15 protein-coding genes are annotated in these 13,052 nt (G+C 70.3%); 6 read left to right on the forward strand and 9 right to left on the reverse strand.

Annotated elements, in window-relative coordinates:
• Positions 1–197 precede the first annotated feature (197 nt).
• The 8 genes from ACWGIH_RS20245 to ACWGIH_RS20280 all read right to left on the reverse strand — a co-directional run bounded on the left by ACWGIH_RS20245 (position 198) and on the right by ACWGIH_RS20280 (position 6,732).
• Positions 198–839, reverse strand: coding sequence for a class I SAM-dependent DNA methyltransferase (locus tag ACWGIH_RS20245; RefSeq protein ID WP_453445608.1), 642 nt, complete (start codon positions 837–839; stop codon positions 198–200).
• 11 nt (positions 840–850) lie between these two features.
• Positions 851–1,297, reverse strand: a complete 447-nt coding sequence (locus tag ACWGIH_RS20250) for a response regulator (RefSeq protein WP_365826403.1) — start codon at positions 1,295–1,297, stop codon at positions 851–853.
• Positions 1,294–2,886: a sensor histidine kinase gene (locus ACWGIH_RS20255; protein ID WP_453445717.1), complete on the reverse strand. Its 1,593-nt coding sequence runs from the start codon at positions 2,884–2,886 to the stop codon at positions 1,294–1,296. Before ACWGIH_RS20255 ends, ACWGIH_RS20250 begins: the two co-directional genes overlap by 4 nt.
• 70 nt (positions 2,887–2,956) lie before the next feature.
• Positions 2,957–4,228: a PP2C family protein-serine/threonine phosphatase gene (locus ACWGIH_RS20260; RefSeq protein ID WP_453445610.1), complete on the reverse strand. Its 1,272-nt coding sequence runs from the start codon at positions 4,226–4,228 to the stop codon at positions 2,957–2,959.
• A gap of 314 nt (positions 4,229–4,542) precedes the next feature.
• Positions 4,543–5,112 carry a mycothiol transferase gene (locus ACWGIH_RS20265; protein WP_453445612.1) on the reverse strand — a complete coding sequence of 190 codons (570 nt, stop codon included), beginning with the start codon at positions 5,110–5,112 and terminating at the stop codon, positions 4,543–4,545.
• A gap of 32 nt (positions 5,113–5,144) precedes the next feature.
• Entirely contained in the window at positions 5,145–5,531 is a 387-nt protein-coding gene (locus tag ACWGIH_RS20270) for a VOC family protein (protein ID WP_453445614.1), read from the reverse strand.
• Positions 5,528–5,821 (reverse strand): ArsR/SmtB family transcription factor, encoded by a 294-nt coding sequence (locus tag ACWGIH_RS20275; RefSeq protein WP_453445616.1) that lies wholly within the window; start codon positions 5,819–5,821, stop codon positions 5,528–5,530. Before ACWGIH_RS20275 ends, ACWGIH_RS20270 begins: the two co-directional genes overlap by 4 nt.
• Positions 5,822–5,898: 77 nt before the next feature.
• Positions 5,899–6,732, reverse strand: coding sequence for an IclR family transcriptional regulator (locus ACWGIH_RS20280; protein WP_453445618.1), 834 nt, complete (start codon positions 6,730–6,732; stop codon positions 5,899–5,901).
• Between the two features lie 119 nt (positions 6,733–6,851).
• Between ACWGIH_RS20280 and ACWGIH_RS20285 the strand changes: the two genes are divergently transcribed.
• From ACWGIH_RS20285 to ACWGIH_RS20295, 3 genes are all read left to right on the forward strand, one after another.
• Positions 6,852–7,811: a 5-dehydro-4-deoxyglucarate dehydratase gene (locus ACWGIH_RS20285; protein ID WP_453445718.1), complete on the forward strand. Its 960-nt coding sequence runs from the start codon at positions 6,852–6,854 to the stop codon at positions 7,809–7,811.
• Between the two features lie 68 nt (positions 7,812–7,879).
• Positions 7,880–9,217, forward strand: a complete 1,338-nt coding sequence (locus ACWGIH_RS20290; protein ID WP_453445620.1) for a gluconate:H+ symporter — start codon at positions 7,880–7,882, stop codon at positions 9,215–9,217.
• A 56-nt stretch (positions 9,218–9,273) separates the two neighbouring features.
• Positions 9,274–10,605, forward strand: coding sequence for an enolase C-terminal domain-like protein (locus tag ACWGIH_RS20295; protein ID WP_453445622.1), 1,332 nt, complete (start codon positions 9,274–9,276; stop codon positions 10,603–10,605).
• A gap of 9 nt (positions 10,606–10,614) precedes the next feature.
• Here the strand turns inward: ACWGIH_RS20295 and ACWGIH_RS20300 are convergent, their stop codons facing one another.
• A complete protein-coding gene (locus tag ACWGIH_RS20300) occupies positions 10,615–10,836 on the reverse strand; it encodes a hypothetical protein (RefSeq protein ID WP_453445624.1) in 222 nt (73 codons plus the stop codon).
• Between ACWGIH_RS20300 and ACWGIH_RS20305 the strand changes: the two genes are divergently transcribed.
• From ACWGIH_RS20305 to ACWGIH_RS20315, 3 genes are all read left to right on the forward strand, one after another.
• Positions 10,835–11,233 carry a hypothetical protein gene (locus ACWGIH_RS20305; protein WP_453445625.1) on the forward strand — a complete coding sequence of 133 codons (399 nt, stop codon included), beginning with the start codon at positions 10,835–10,837 and terminating at the stop codon, positions 11,231–11,233. The genes ACWGIH_RS20300 and ACWGIH_RS20305 overlap by 2 nt on opposite strands.
• Positions 11,234–11,396: 163 nt before the next feature.
• Positions 11,397–11,969, forward strand: a complete 573-nt coding sequence (locus ACWGIH_RS20310) for an HPP family protein (protein WP_453445627.1) — start codon at positions 11,397–11,399, stop codon at positions 11,967–11,969.
• Between the two features lie 173 nt (positions 11,970–12,142).
• A complete protein-coding gene (locus ACWGIH_RS20315; RefSeq protein WP_453445629.1) occupies positions 12,143–12,976 on the forward strand; it encodes an aldo/keto reductase in 834 nt (277 codons plus the stop codon).
• The last annotated feature ends 76 nt before the right edge of the window (positions 12,977–13,052 follow it).

Below are 13,052 nucleotides of genomic sequence, written 5' to 3' on the forward strand. Positions count from 1 at the left end.
CGGAAAGGGAGAGGCAAGGCCCGCCCGGCTCCCGTCAGTCGGCGTGCGGGGGGCTTCCCGCACGCCGATCGCAATCGGCCGCTCTGCCACGGCGCCGCAACCTGCGGGACCGCGCGGTCCCGCTTCGCCGAGGATAGGTTCAGCGCGCGACGCGAGCGAGTCGATTACCGCGGGTTCCCGCTGCGCGGCCGCCCGGGTTAGTCGCCCGCGCGCATCAGGAGGTGGCCGCGGCGGAAGCGCTCGTCCTCGCCCGGCTCGCGCAGCATCCGTCCGACTTCCACGAATCCGGCCTCGCGGGCCAGTTCCGCGAGGCCGTCGACCGGCCAGCGGTAGGCGGTCGTGACCTTGTGGTCGAACGCCGTGACCGGCCCGCCCTCCGCCTCGAAGAAACCGAGCAAGAGATGGCCGCCGGGGGCGAGGACCCGCCGGAACTCGGCGAAGTACGGAGGCAGGTCCGTCGGCGGGATGTGGATGACCGAGTACCAGGACACGATGCCGCTCAGCTTGCCGTCGGCCAGATCCAGGGCGTCCATGGAGCCGACCTCGAACCTCAGGTCCGGGTGGTTCTCGCGGGCGAGGTCGATCATGACCGGTGACAGGTCGATGCCGAAGACGTCAAGCCCAAGGTCCCTCAGGTGCGCCGTCGTCCGCCCGGGGCCGCATCCCAGTTCGGCGACCGGCCCGGCGCCGGCCGACGCGAGCTCGGCGAACGCGGCGAGCACCGCGCGATCCAGCGGGAACGCGTCGAGCGCGCCGCGGGCGAGTTCGTCGTAGAGCGGGGCGATGGACCCGTAGGCGTCCGCTGTCGTGGCGAGGTAGGAGGGGGAGGTCTCAGTCATGAAGGAGGAATCTACTGGCGACGTGGCAGACGTACCACCTGGACGAAGAAGTCGTCGATCTGCCGTACCGCGGCGATGAACTGGTCGAGGTCGACCGGCTTGGTGACGTAGGCGTTCGCGTGCAGTTTGTAGCTGCGCAGGATGTCCTCCTCCGCTGCCGACGTGGTGAGCACCACCACCGGGATGTCCTGCAGGTCCGGGTCGGACTTGATCTTCTCCAGGACCTGGCGCCCGTCGTACTTGGGGAGGTTGAGGTCGAGCAGGATGAGATCGGGACGCGGCGCCGACGTGTGCTCACCGCGCCGGTAGAGGAAGTCGAGCGCCGCCTCGCCGTCCCGGACCACATGCAGGTTGTTGCGGATCTTGTTGTCCTCGAACGCCTCGCGCGTCATCAGCTCGTCGCCCGGGTCGTCCTCCACGAGGAGCACGTCGATCGGCGCGGCATCAGGGGTGGTCATGTCAGGGCCTTTTCCTCGTTGCGGGATGCGGTGTTCTCGGCGGTGTCGTCAGCGGCCTCGGCGTCAGCGGCCTCAGCTTCGGCGTCTGCGTCCGTCCCGGCGTCGGACGGCAGCGTGAAGCAGAGGCGGGTTCCCTCGGCCTGGCCGCTGTCGATCCAGATGTGTCCGCCGTGATGCTCGACGATCTTCTTGCACAGCGCAAGGCCGATGCCGGTGCCCCCGTAGGCATCCCGGCCGTGCAGGCGCTGGAAGATCACGAAGACCTTCTCCGCGAACTCCTCGGGGATGCCGATGCCGTTGTCGGTGACGCTGAAGCTCCAGTTGCCGGAGTCCTCGTCCGCCTCGCACGTGATACGGATCCGCGGAGTGCGTTCGGGGTGGTGGAACTTGACGGCGTTGCCGACGAGATTCTGCCAGAGCATCGTCAGGAGCGTCGGGTCGCCGACGATCTCGGGGAGATTCTCGGGGCGTTCGACGATCGCGCCGGTGTCACGGACGGAGGTCTCCAGATTGGCCAGTGCCTTGCCGAGGGCCTGGTCGAGGTCGACGGGCACCCTGGCGTCGTTGAGACGCCCGACGCGGGAGAAGGTGAGCAGGTCGTTGATGAGGACCTGCATGCGCTTGGCGCCGTCGACCGCGAAGTCGATGTACTGCTTGCCGCGGTCGTCGAGTGTGTCCCCGTACCGCTTCTCGAGGAGCTGGCAGAAGGAGGCGACCTTGCGCAGGGGCTCCTGCAGGTCGTGGGAGGCGACGTAGGCGAACTGCTCCAGTTCGGCGTTGGAGCGGCGCAGTTCCACCGCCTGGGCGTCCAGTTCGGCCGCCTGCTGGGTCAGCGCGTCCCGTCGGCTGCGCGAGGCCGCCAGTTCCTCCACTATCTGCAGCCGCATCCCCTCGACGTCCGCCGCCACCGCCCTGAGGTCCGCGGGCCCGTCGATCGTGATGACGTGGTCGAAATCACCGCGCGCCACTTGGCGTGACGAGACACGCAGCGCGTCCAGGGGCCGGGCCACCAGGGCGCGCACCAGGAACGCCAGGACGATCCCGGCCAGCAGGAACACCACGACCATGGCGCCGAGGATCACGGTGCGCACCGTGCGCGAGGTGTCCAGCTCGTCCTTGCCGTCGTCGACGGCTTCGGCCAGGTCGGTGTTCTGCGTGGCCCACACGGTGCGGATCTTGTCGAAGACCTCCTTGCCGCGCTCTGCGTCGGTCGCGGCGACGGCGCGTGGTTGGCCGGGTGTGACCTTGTCCACCAGCGGTTGGGCGTACGCGCCCCGCCAGTCCGCCGCCTCCCGCTGGACCGCCTTGAGGTCCGCGAGGAGCCGGGGCTGGTCCGCGAGGAGGTCGCGGAGTTCGGCGGCGGCGCGGGCCTCGTCCCGCTTGCCCTGGGTATAGGGCTGCAGGAACTGGCGGTCGGCGGTGATGGCGTAGCCCCGGACGCCGGTCTCCTGGTTCACCAGGGCGGCCTGCAGGCGGTAGGTCTGCGTGCGGGCCGGCTCCAGGCGGTCGACCAGTTCGTCGGTCACGTCCGCGGTCTGCCCCAGCAGGCGAGCGCCGATCACGGTGCCGGCCACCACCAGGAGCACCATCAGGGCCAGCACCAGCTGGAACCAGCCCTGTACGGTCAGCCGACGGCCGATCCATGTCCTGCTCGTCGTCTCAACCACGGCGTTGCTCCCCGATGCTGCTCTTGTACCGGCCCTCGACGACAGATCTCGTCGGGCCCTCTCCGTCCCCGTGCCAATGCAGGTGCACCACGGCCACGTCGTCGGCCAGGCCGCCCTGCTCCTCGGCGAGGTCCTCGGCGCGCTGGATCAGCGTGTCGACGAAAACCTCGGGTGCCAGGTCGCCCAGTTCTCGCGCGAGGCCCAGCAGTCCGTCTTCGCCCAGTCGCTCGCGTCCGTTTCCTATGTGCCCCTCGAAAAGGCCGTCCGTGAACAGCACCAGTGCCGACCCCGCGGGCAGGGACAGTTGCTCGACCGGCCAGAGCGAAGAACCGGGTGCGACGCCCAGGGCCGGCCCGCCGGACGTCTCCACCCATTCGACGCCGCCCTCCGCGGTGCGCAGCAGCATCCCGGGGTGGCCCGCGCGCGTCACGTGCGCGTGCGCTGCCCCGACCGGTACGGAGAGGCTCGTCAGCGTGGCGAAGACGTACGGCTTCACCCGCTCGGCCAGCATGATCTCCTCGAGTCGGCCCACTTGTTCGGCGCCGGTGACACCGCTGAGCACCAGGGTGCGCCAGGCGATGCGCAGTGCCACGCCGAGGGCGGCCTCGTCGGGCCCGTGGCCGGAGACGTCCCCTATGAGGGTGTGTACGGTGCCGTCCGCGCCCTGGACGATGTCGTAGAAGTCGCCGCCCAGCAGAGCCTGGGCACGGCCGGGCCGGTAGCGGGCCACGACGTCCACGCCCGCGCTGTTCAGGAGCGGCCTGGGCAGCAGTCCGCGCTCGAGGCGGGCGTTCTCCTGTGCCTGCATCTGGCTGGCCTGCAGGGCGACGGCCGCCTGCTCGGCCTGCTTGCGCTGGATCGCGTAGCGCACGGCCCGGCCGAAAAGCTCCGGTTCGACGCGGCCCTTGACGAGGTAGTCCTGGGCTCCGGCGGCCACGGCGGCGGAGCCGGTCTCCTCCTCGGCGAGGCCGGTGAGCACGACGATCGCGACCTGTTCGGCGCGGGACCGGACCATGGAGACGGCTTCAAGGCCCTGGGCGTCCGGCAGATGCAGGTCGAGCAGCACGCAGTCCGGCACTTCCAAGGTCAGTGACTCGCGCGCCTCGGCCATGGAACGCACCCACTGCAGCCGCATCTTCAAGGCACTGTCGGCGACGAGTTCCTCGACCAGGAGTGCGTCGCCGGGATCGTCCTCGACCAGCAGCACCAGCGGCGGCGACAGCTGACGGGTCGCCGCAGAGTCACTTTCACCGGCCGCACGCACGCCGGAAGTCCATGGCTGTGACGCCACCGCTATTCTCCGCCTTCCCCACCCGGTAAGTTCGCCTGGCCACCCGGTCGTTGCCGTCGGCATGTCTACGGTGACTATGCCGCAACGACCGTTGGACGGTCTCCGGATCTTCGCACAATGCACACACCGCTCGGTAGCCGACCGCCGAGTACGCGGAGGCGCGCCGAGCGGCGAACGCGGGCAGGAAAGAACACAAGGGGCACATCACCGCGAACCCCTATGAGCGGGGCAATCCCGTCACCCAGTCACCTCGTCATCCCCTCGTGAACCACGCGTGGCGCCGTCCGTCACTGGCCCACCCTGCCGTCGATGCACTCGCGCAACAGGTCTGCCTGCCCGCAGTGGCGGGCGTACTCCTCGATCCTGTGCACCATCAGCTCGCGAACGGCGAAGCCGTCCTTCCCCAGGCGTTCGCCCAGGTCGGGGTGTTCGGCCAGTTCGGCGTCCAGTGCCGCCTGCTCGCGCGCCAGATCGGCGTATGCGGCATCGACCACGGCCTGCTCGCCGACGGCACCGTGGAAATCGGCGTCGCGCTCGCCGTACAGCTTCGGCAGCGGCTCGCCGACCCTGATCCAGTTGCGCCAGTCCCGCTCCACCTCGGCGAGGTGTCGCAGCAGGCCGAGCAGCGAGAGCGTCGACGGCGGAACCGAGCGCCGGGCCAGTTGCTCCGCGTCCAGGCCCTCGCACTTCATCTTCAGGGTCATGCGGTAACTCGTCAGGAAGTCCAGCAGTGTCGCCGGCTCACCGTCCGGGCTGACCCCGTCGCTGTTGCGGGGGTCGTCTTCCGGGTCCGCCCACATGTCGGGGTAGGTGGTCGCCTGGCTCCAGCGTTCGGGTTGGTCGCTCATGCGGGACATGGTCGTCCGTGTGGGCCCGGCACGCCACCGACTTACTTGCTGTGCTGGATCTGGATCAGGTTGCCGCAGGTGTCGTCGAACACCGCGGTGGTGACCGGGCCCATCTCCAGCGGCTCCTGGGTGAACCGCACGCCGAGCTCACGCAGCCGGTCGAACTCGGCGGCCACGTCCTCCACGGCGAAGGAGGTCACCGGAATGCCGTCCGCGACCAGCGCCGTCTTGTACGGCTGCACCGCGGGGTGGCCGGAGGGCTCGAGCAGCAGTTCGGTGCCGTCCGGGTCCTCCGGTGAGACCACGGTCAGCCACCGGTCCTCGCCGACGGGGACGTCGTGCTTCTTCACGAAGCCGAGCACGTCGGTGAAGAAGCGCGCGGCCTTCTCCTGGTCATCGACGAAAACGCTGGTCAGGTGGATCCTCATGGCATGCGCTCCGAGGGTTCGGGCCTGAGCCATCGGGTCACGATGCACTCAAGCGGTTCGGTGTTCAGGTCGTGGAACTTGCAGCGGCCCTCGCGTCGCGAGCGGACCAGGCCGGCGGACTCCAGGACGGCCAGATGCTGACTGATCGCCTGCCGGGACAGCCCGAGACCGTGCTTGTTCAGCAGCCTGCCGCATATTTCGAACAGGGTCTGACCGTCCCGTTCCACCAGCTCATCAAGGATGCGCCGACGGGTGGGGTCGGCCAGCGCCTTGAACACATCCTCCGACATGACCGCCACGATAGGCAAGTGACGACTTGCCTATCAAGTCGGAGCCCTTGAGCCGCACAGCGAACCTGGGCGGGTGATCAGCGCCAGTCGGGAGCGCCCGCAACGGGTGACAGCAAATTTTCGATCTTCGTCTGGATCTCCCGCATGACGGCCACGACGCGACTCTGGTGCGCGTCGGTGAGCCGGGCCACGGGCACCGAACAACTGATGGCGTCGACGGCCGGGACGTCGTACCGCAGGGCGAAGCCGAAGCCCGCGATGCCGGTCACCGTTTCCTCGCGGTCGATGGCGTAGCCGCGCCCACGCACCTGCCCGAGGTCGGCGAGCAGGGCGGCGCGGTCGGCGTGCGTACGCGGGGTGAAGGACTCCAACGGGCCGTCAGGGAGCGGGAGTTCACCGTCCGGGCGCTCGGCGAGCAGCGCCTTCCCCAGGGCTCCGGCGTGCGCGGGGACGCGGCGGCCGACCCGGCTGATGGTGCGCGGGTACTCATGCGATTCACGGGTCGCGAGGTACACGACGTGCGGACCGTCGAGCCGCGCCAGGTGGATCGTCTCGCCCAGGGCGTCCGACGCCTCATCCAGATACGGGCGCACGGCGCGCACCCGCGCGTCGCCGTCCAGATAACTCGTGCCGGTGAGCAGCGTGCGGATCCCGATGCCGTAGAGGGACCCGGTGGTGTCCGTGCGCACCCAGCCGCAGTCGATGAGGGTCCGAAGCAGTTGGTACATGCTGCTGCGCGGCACGCCCAACTCCTCGGCGAGCTCGTCCAGGCGGGCGGGCCGGTCGGCGCGCTCGGCGAGCAGTTCGAGGAGCGCCACGGTGCGCAGCGCCGACTTCACCCCGCGAACACCCGCACCCGCCCCGGGCGCCGCCCCAGGGCCCACCCCGGGGCCCGTCTCGCTCTGCGACATGCGCCCATCGTAGATCCGCGGGATCTGACCATTGACCCCGCTCGTTCATGACTCTAGCCTCCATTCTCATACGTGGACGCCATCTGCATATAGAGATGAGATTCGTGAGCGAGCTCAGCATGAACAAGCTCAGTACGACGCCCCAGGACATCGCCCGCCGACTGCGGGAAGGCATGGCACGCGGCGTGCTGTCCTTCCCGCTCACGAGCATGGGGAGTGACGGCAGCCTCGACGCGGAGGCCTACCGGGCCTATCTGACGGCCCAGTTGGCGACGGAGCCCGGCGCGGTGTTCCCCGCCTGCGGGACCGGCGAGTTCTTCTCACTCGACGAGGACGAGTACCGGACGGTCGTCAGGGTCACCGTCGAGGTCGCCGACGGCCGATTGCCGGTGGTGGCGGGCACCGGATACGGGTGGGCCCAGTCGCTGCGGTTCGCCCGGATCGCCGAGGAAGAAGGCGCGGACGCCCTCCTCGTGATGCCCCATTACCTGGTGGAGGCCTCGCAGGACGGCCTGGTGGAACAGCTGCGCCGCATCTCCGGCGGCACCCGGCTGCCCCTCGTCGCCTATCAGCGCGGCCAGGTCACCTTCACCGCCGACGCCCTGCGCGAGATCGCAGACATCCCCACCGTCATCGGCCTCAAGGACGGGCACAGCGACCTCGACCGGCTGCAGCGCCTGACCCTCGCCGCCCCCGACGGCTTCCTCTTCTTCAACGGCGCCGCCACCGCGGAGATCCAGGCCCGCGCCTACAGCACCGTCGGCGTACCCGCCTACTCCTCCGCCGTGCACGCCTTCGCCCCCGAGATCGCCGACGCGTTCTTCGCCGCGCTGCGGCAGCGGGACGACGCGGCGGTGGACCGGCTGCTGCGGGAGTTCTACGTCCCGCTGGTCGAACTACGCGACCGGGCACCGGGATACGCCGTCGCGCTCGTCAAGGCCGCCGCCCGGCTGCGCGGCCTGCCGGTCGGCCCGGTGCGCGCGCCCCTCACCGACCCCGGTCCGGCCGACATCGCCGACCTGGAGAAGGTGCTCAACGCCGGACTGGATCTGGTCTCGGCCGTTCGCAGCAGGGCCTGAGCACGCTGCCCTTCCTGACTTCCCCACCCCCCACACCGAGTTGACCCACAGTTCAAAGGGGAACTGAAATGCCGCTCGTCGTAGTCGGGGTCAGTGTCTTGATCCTGTTGTTCCTCATGACCCGCCTGAAACTGAACGGCTTCGCCGCCCTCCTCCTCGTGGCCGTCGGCGTCGCGCTGGTGCAGGGAATACCGGTGGCCACGATCCCGGACGTCCTCTCGGAGGGCATCGGCGGCCAGATCGGCGACACGATGCTGGTCATCGGGCTCGGCGCCATGGTCGGCCGGGTCATGGGGGACTCCGGTGCCGCCCAGCGCATCGCCAACAAGATGCTGGACGCGTTCGGACCGCGCTGGGTCCAGGTGGCCATGGTGGTCACGTCCATGCTCATCGGCGTCACCATGTTCTACGAGGTCGCCTTCATCATCATCGTGCCCATCGCGTTCACCCTCGTACGCGTCACCGGCGCGAAGCTGCTGTGGATCGGGCTTCCGATGTCGATCACGCTCTCCACGATGCACAGCTTCCTGCCGCCGCACCCCGGCCCCACCGCCGTGGCGGCCACTTTCAACGCCTCCGTCGGACTGACCCTGGTCTACGGCCTGTTCATCGCGATACCCGCCGGCGCGCTGATCGCGCTGACGTGGCCCCGGCTCCCGTTCGTCAGGGCGATGAACCCCACCATCCCCAAGGGCCTGGTCAGCGAGCACGAGTTCACCGACGAGGAAATGCCCGGCATGGGCTGGTCCCTGGCCGTGGCCCTCTTCCCCGTCGTACTGATCGCGGGCGCCTCGGTCACCGAGATGGCCACCTCCGCCGAGAGCCCGTTCCTGCACTTCGTCGCCTTCATCGGCTCGGCACCGATCGCGCTGCTCCTGACCCTCCTCCTGGCCATCTGGGCGTTCGGGCCGCGCATCGGCCGCAGCCTTTCCGACGTCAGCGATTCCTGTGCGTCGGCGGCCAAGGCCATGGCCATGATCCTCCTGGTGATCGGCGCGGGCGGCGCCTTCAAGAACGTCCTCGTCGAAGGGGGCATCTCCGACCACATCAAGGACACCACCGACGGCTGGTCCATCTCGCCGCTCATCCTCGCGTGGCTCATCGCGGTGATCCTGCGCATCGCCCTCGGCTCCGCCACGGTCGCCGTCGTCACCGCGTCCGGTGTCGTCCTGCCGCTCCTGGCGGGCGGCGGTGTCCACCCCGAGATGCTCGTGCTCGCCGTCTCCTGCGGATCGATCGCCTTCTCCCATGTCAACGACCCCGGATTCTGGCTGTTCAAGGAGTACTTCAACCTCTCGGTCATCGAGGCGATCAAGGTCCGCACCACCTATACGACCGTGCTCGCGATCCTCGGCCTCGGCGGCGTCCTCGCGGTGGAGTGGGCGCTGGACGTCCTGAGCCTCTGACTCTCCCACCTCCCTCACATCCCACACCCGCTCTCACACCTGAGGAATCGCCCATCATGAACAGGCAGCCGACCGTCACCGCGTTCAGCGTCTATCCGGTCGCCGGCCGGGACTGCATGGAGCTCAATCTCTCCGGCGCCCACGGCCCCTACTTCACCCGCAACATCGTGGTCCTCGAGGACTCCGACGGCCGCACCGGCCTGGGCGAGGTGCCGGGCGGCGAGAAGATCACCCAGACCCTCCGCGACGCCGAGTCCCTCGTCGTCGGCGCCCGCGTCGGTGACTACAAGCGCGTCCTGCGCGAGATCGGCGACCGCTTCGCCGACCGCGACTCCGGCGGCCGGGGCGCCCAGACCTTCGACCTGCGCACCGCCGTCCACGCCGTCACCGCCGTCGAGTCCGCGCTGCTCGACCTCCTCGGCCGGCACCTGGAGGTGCCCGTGGCGGCGCTGCTCGGCGACGGGCAGCAGCGCGACTCCGTACGCGTGCTCGGCTACCTCTTCTACGTCGGTGACCCCGACCGCACCGACCTCGACTACGTCCGCGAGCCCGACGCCTCCGTCGCCTGGCACCGCGTCCGGCACGAGGAGGCCCTCACCCCCGAGGCGATCGTCCGGCAGGCCGAGGCCGCCTACGACCGTTATGGCTTCCGCGACTTCAAGCTCAAGGGCGGCGTCCTTGAGGGCGCTCAGGAGGTCGCGGCCGTACGCGCCCTCAAAGACCGCTTCCCCCAGGCCCGCATCACCCTCGACCCCAACGGCGCCTGGTCCCTGCGCGAGGCGATCGAGCTGTGCGCTCCCCTGACCGGCACCCTCGCCTACGCCGAGGACCCCTGCGGCGCCGAAGGCGGCTACTCGGGCCGCGAGGTGCTCGCCGAGTTCCGCCGGGCCACCGGGCTGGCGACCGCCACCAACATGGTCGCCACCGACTGGCGCCAGCTGACCCACGCCCTGGCCCTGCAGTCGGTCTCGATACCCCTGGCCGACCCGCACTTCTGGACCATGCAGGGCTCCGTGCGCGTGGCGCAGCTGTGCAACGCGATGGGTCTCACCTGGGGGTGCCACTCCAACAACCACTTCGACATCTCCCTGGCCATGGTCACCCACTGCGGGGCCGCGGCTCCCGGCGACTACAACGCCCTGGACACCCACTGGATCTGGCAGGAGGGCCTGGAACGCCTCACCACCACCCCGCCCCGCATCGTCGACGGGGAGATAGCCGTGCCCGAAGCACCCGGCCTCGGCGTCGAACTCGACATGGACCGGCTCCTGGCGGCCCACGACCTCTACAAGGAGAAAGCCCTGGGCGCACGCGACGACGCCACCGGCATGCGCTACCTCATCCCCGACTGGCAGTTCGACAACAAGCGCCCCTGTCTCGTGCGTTGACCACTCCGCTCAAGGCTTCGCGCTGAGCGCCTCGACCCCGTCCAGGCGTTCGCGCAGCGTGTCGACCGCGCGTATGTCATGGGCGGTGGCTTCCTCGTCTCCGCGGGCGGTCCGGTCGCCGCCATGACGCCGGCCAACGAGCTCGCCCTGGGGAACCGCCCCGCCGGAGCGTGCGAGCTCGGCCGCGGCCGTCCTGGAGTCGGGCCAGGAGCCGGGCGGGGCCTTCGGCATGGCGATCCTCGGCTCCGTCGGCGCGGCGGTCCACAGCCGCGACATGGCCGACGCCCAACCGGCCGGTGTCCCGCAGGCCGACGCGGTGCGCGAGACCCTGGGCGGGCCGACGACCGTGGCCGCGCACCTGCCGGCCGAGACGGCGCAGAGGGTGCTGACGGCCGCGCGCGACGCCTTCACCCACGGGATGGGCTACGCCGCGATCGGGGCGGCCACCGTCATGGCGGTGGCGGCCTTCTTCTCCTTCGCGCGGCTGCGGGGCGCGGGCAGCTCCGAAGCCCCCGGCGAACCGCACAGCGTGACCGAACCCGCGGGGCCGGTCGGCGGGGCACATCGTGGTCTCCGTGTCGCGCCTGGTCAGAACGGTGGTCACGGGACCTGGCCGCAGGTCCCGTGACCGGGCTTCGTAGGATCTTGGGTGAGTACGCGGACGCCCCCGACCCCGGGCCGCCGATGCTGCCCGCGCTCCCTGCCGACCGCAGGGGCGGCCGTGGCGACTCCTGCCCTTAGTCACCCCGCCGTCCGGGTCTCCCGCCGGCTGAAGTCCGGAACGTCCTTACTTGAGCACCGACGAAATGATCGAGGCGCCGCCCGCGCCTGCCTCACCGCGCCCCACTCCCCCTGTCCGTCCCCGCATCCTGCTCCGCCTGGCGGGCCGCGCCCCCGCCCCGCCGCCGACGGGCACCACCCTGCACAACATCAGCGCTGTCACCGCTGTGCTGCTGGCCCTGGTGGCGGTCGGCTCCGTCGTCCACGAGCCGGTGCTCATACCCCCGCTGGCCGCATCCGCGGCGATCGTGCACAGCGCCCCCGGGCTGCCGCTGGCCCAGCCGCGCAGCGTGATCGCGGGCCACCTGCTGTGCGCCGGCGTCGGGTACGCGATCCTGGCGGCGCTGGGCAGCGCCCCCTGGGCCGCGGCGCTGGCCGCGGGCATCGGCCTGGCGGTGATGACCGTCGCGCGCACCCCGCACTCGCCGGCCTGCGCCACCGCGGTCGTCATCGTCCTGCACCACCCCCGGCCCGCGACGTTCGTGCCGCTGCTGGCCGGGGCGGTCGTCGTGGTCGTCCTTGTGGGGTGGGCGGCTTCGTGCGCCCGGCCCGGCGCGCCGCGCTATCCCGCGTACTGGTGGTGATCGGTTGTGCGTCGGCGTACGGCAGTGTGAAGTTCTCGGCGTGACGGGTGTGACGGGTGTGATGTAGGAGGCGGCGGGACGGGCTCGATGGCCCGGCATGGAGTCCGCGGAATTAGGGCACCAGCGCTGTCGTGCGGCGCCCGCCCACGCAGAGACACGAGAAGGGACATGCGATGACAGCGGCCAAGACGGTGACGTTCCCGTCCGGTGTGAGTGTGCCCGCCCTGGGCCAGGGCACCTGGCGCATGGGCGACGACCCCGCGCGGCGCGCCGAGGAGCTCGCCTCCCTGCGCAGGGGCCTGGACCTGGGCATGACGCTGATCGACACCGCCGAGATGTACGGCAGCGGCGCCTCGGAGGAGCTGGTCGGCGAGGCGATTCGCGGGCGACGCGACGAGGTGTTCCTGGTGAGCAAGGTGCTGCCGTCGAATGCCGACGCCCGCGGCACCGTGGATGCCTGCCGGGCCAGCTTGCGCCGTCTGAACACAGACCGGATCGACCTGTATCTGCTGCACTGGCGGGGCGGGGTGCCGCTCTCCGAGACCGTCGAGGCCCTCGAAGGCCTGGTGAGCCGTGGCAGCATCGGCGCCTGGGGCGTGAGCAACCTCGACGTCGACGACCTCTCGGAACTCCCCGACGGTGCCCTTCCGCAGACGGACCAGGTGCTCTACAACCTCACCCGCCGCGGCCCCGAGTACGACCTGTTCCCCTGGAGCCGTGAGCGTGCGATGCCTCTGATGGCGTATTCACCGCTGGAGCAGGGACGCCTGCTCGGTCAGCGGGCCCTGGAGTCCGTGGCGTCCGCGCACGGCTGCACGCCGATGCAGGTGGCACTCGCCTGGGTGCTGCGGCACGACGACGTCATCGCCATCCCGAAGGCTTCCACCCCGGCACACGTGGAGGAGAACCACGCCGCACTGGACGTCAGCCTCACGGACGCGGACCTCGAGGCACTGGATGACGCGTTCCCCGCGCCGGTGCGCAAGGAGCCCCTGGAGATCCTCTGACGGAGATCGGCCGCGGCCCTCGAAGCGGCCCGCCCGAGGAACCCGGCCAGGCCCGGGACGTGTGCGCTCCGCATGT

This window comes from Streptomyces sp. NPDC054872 (genome assembly GCF_053610705.1).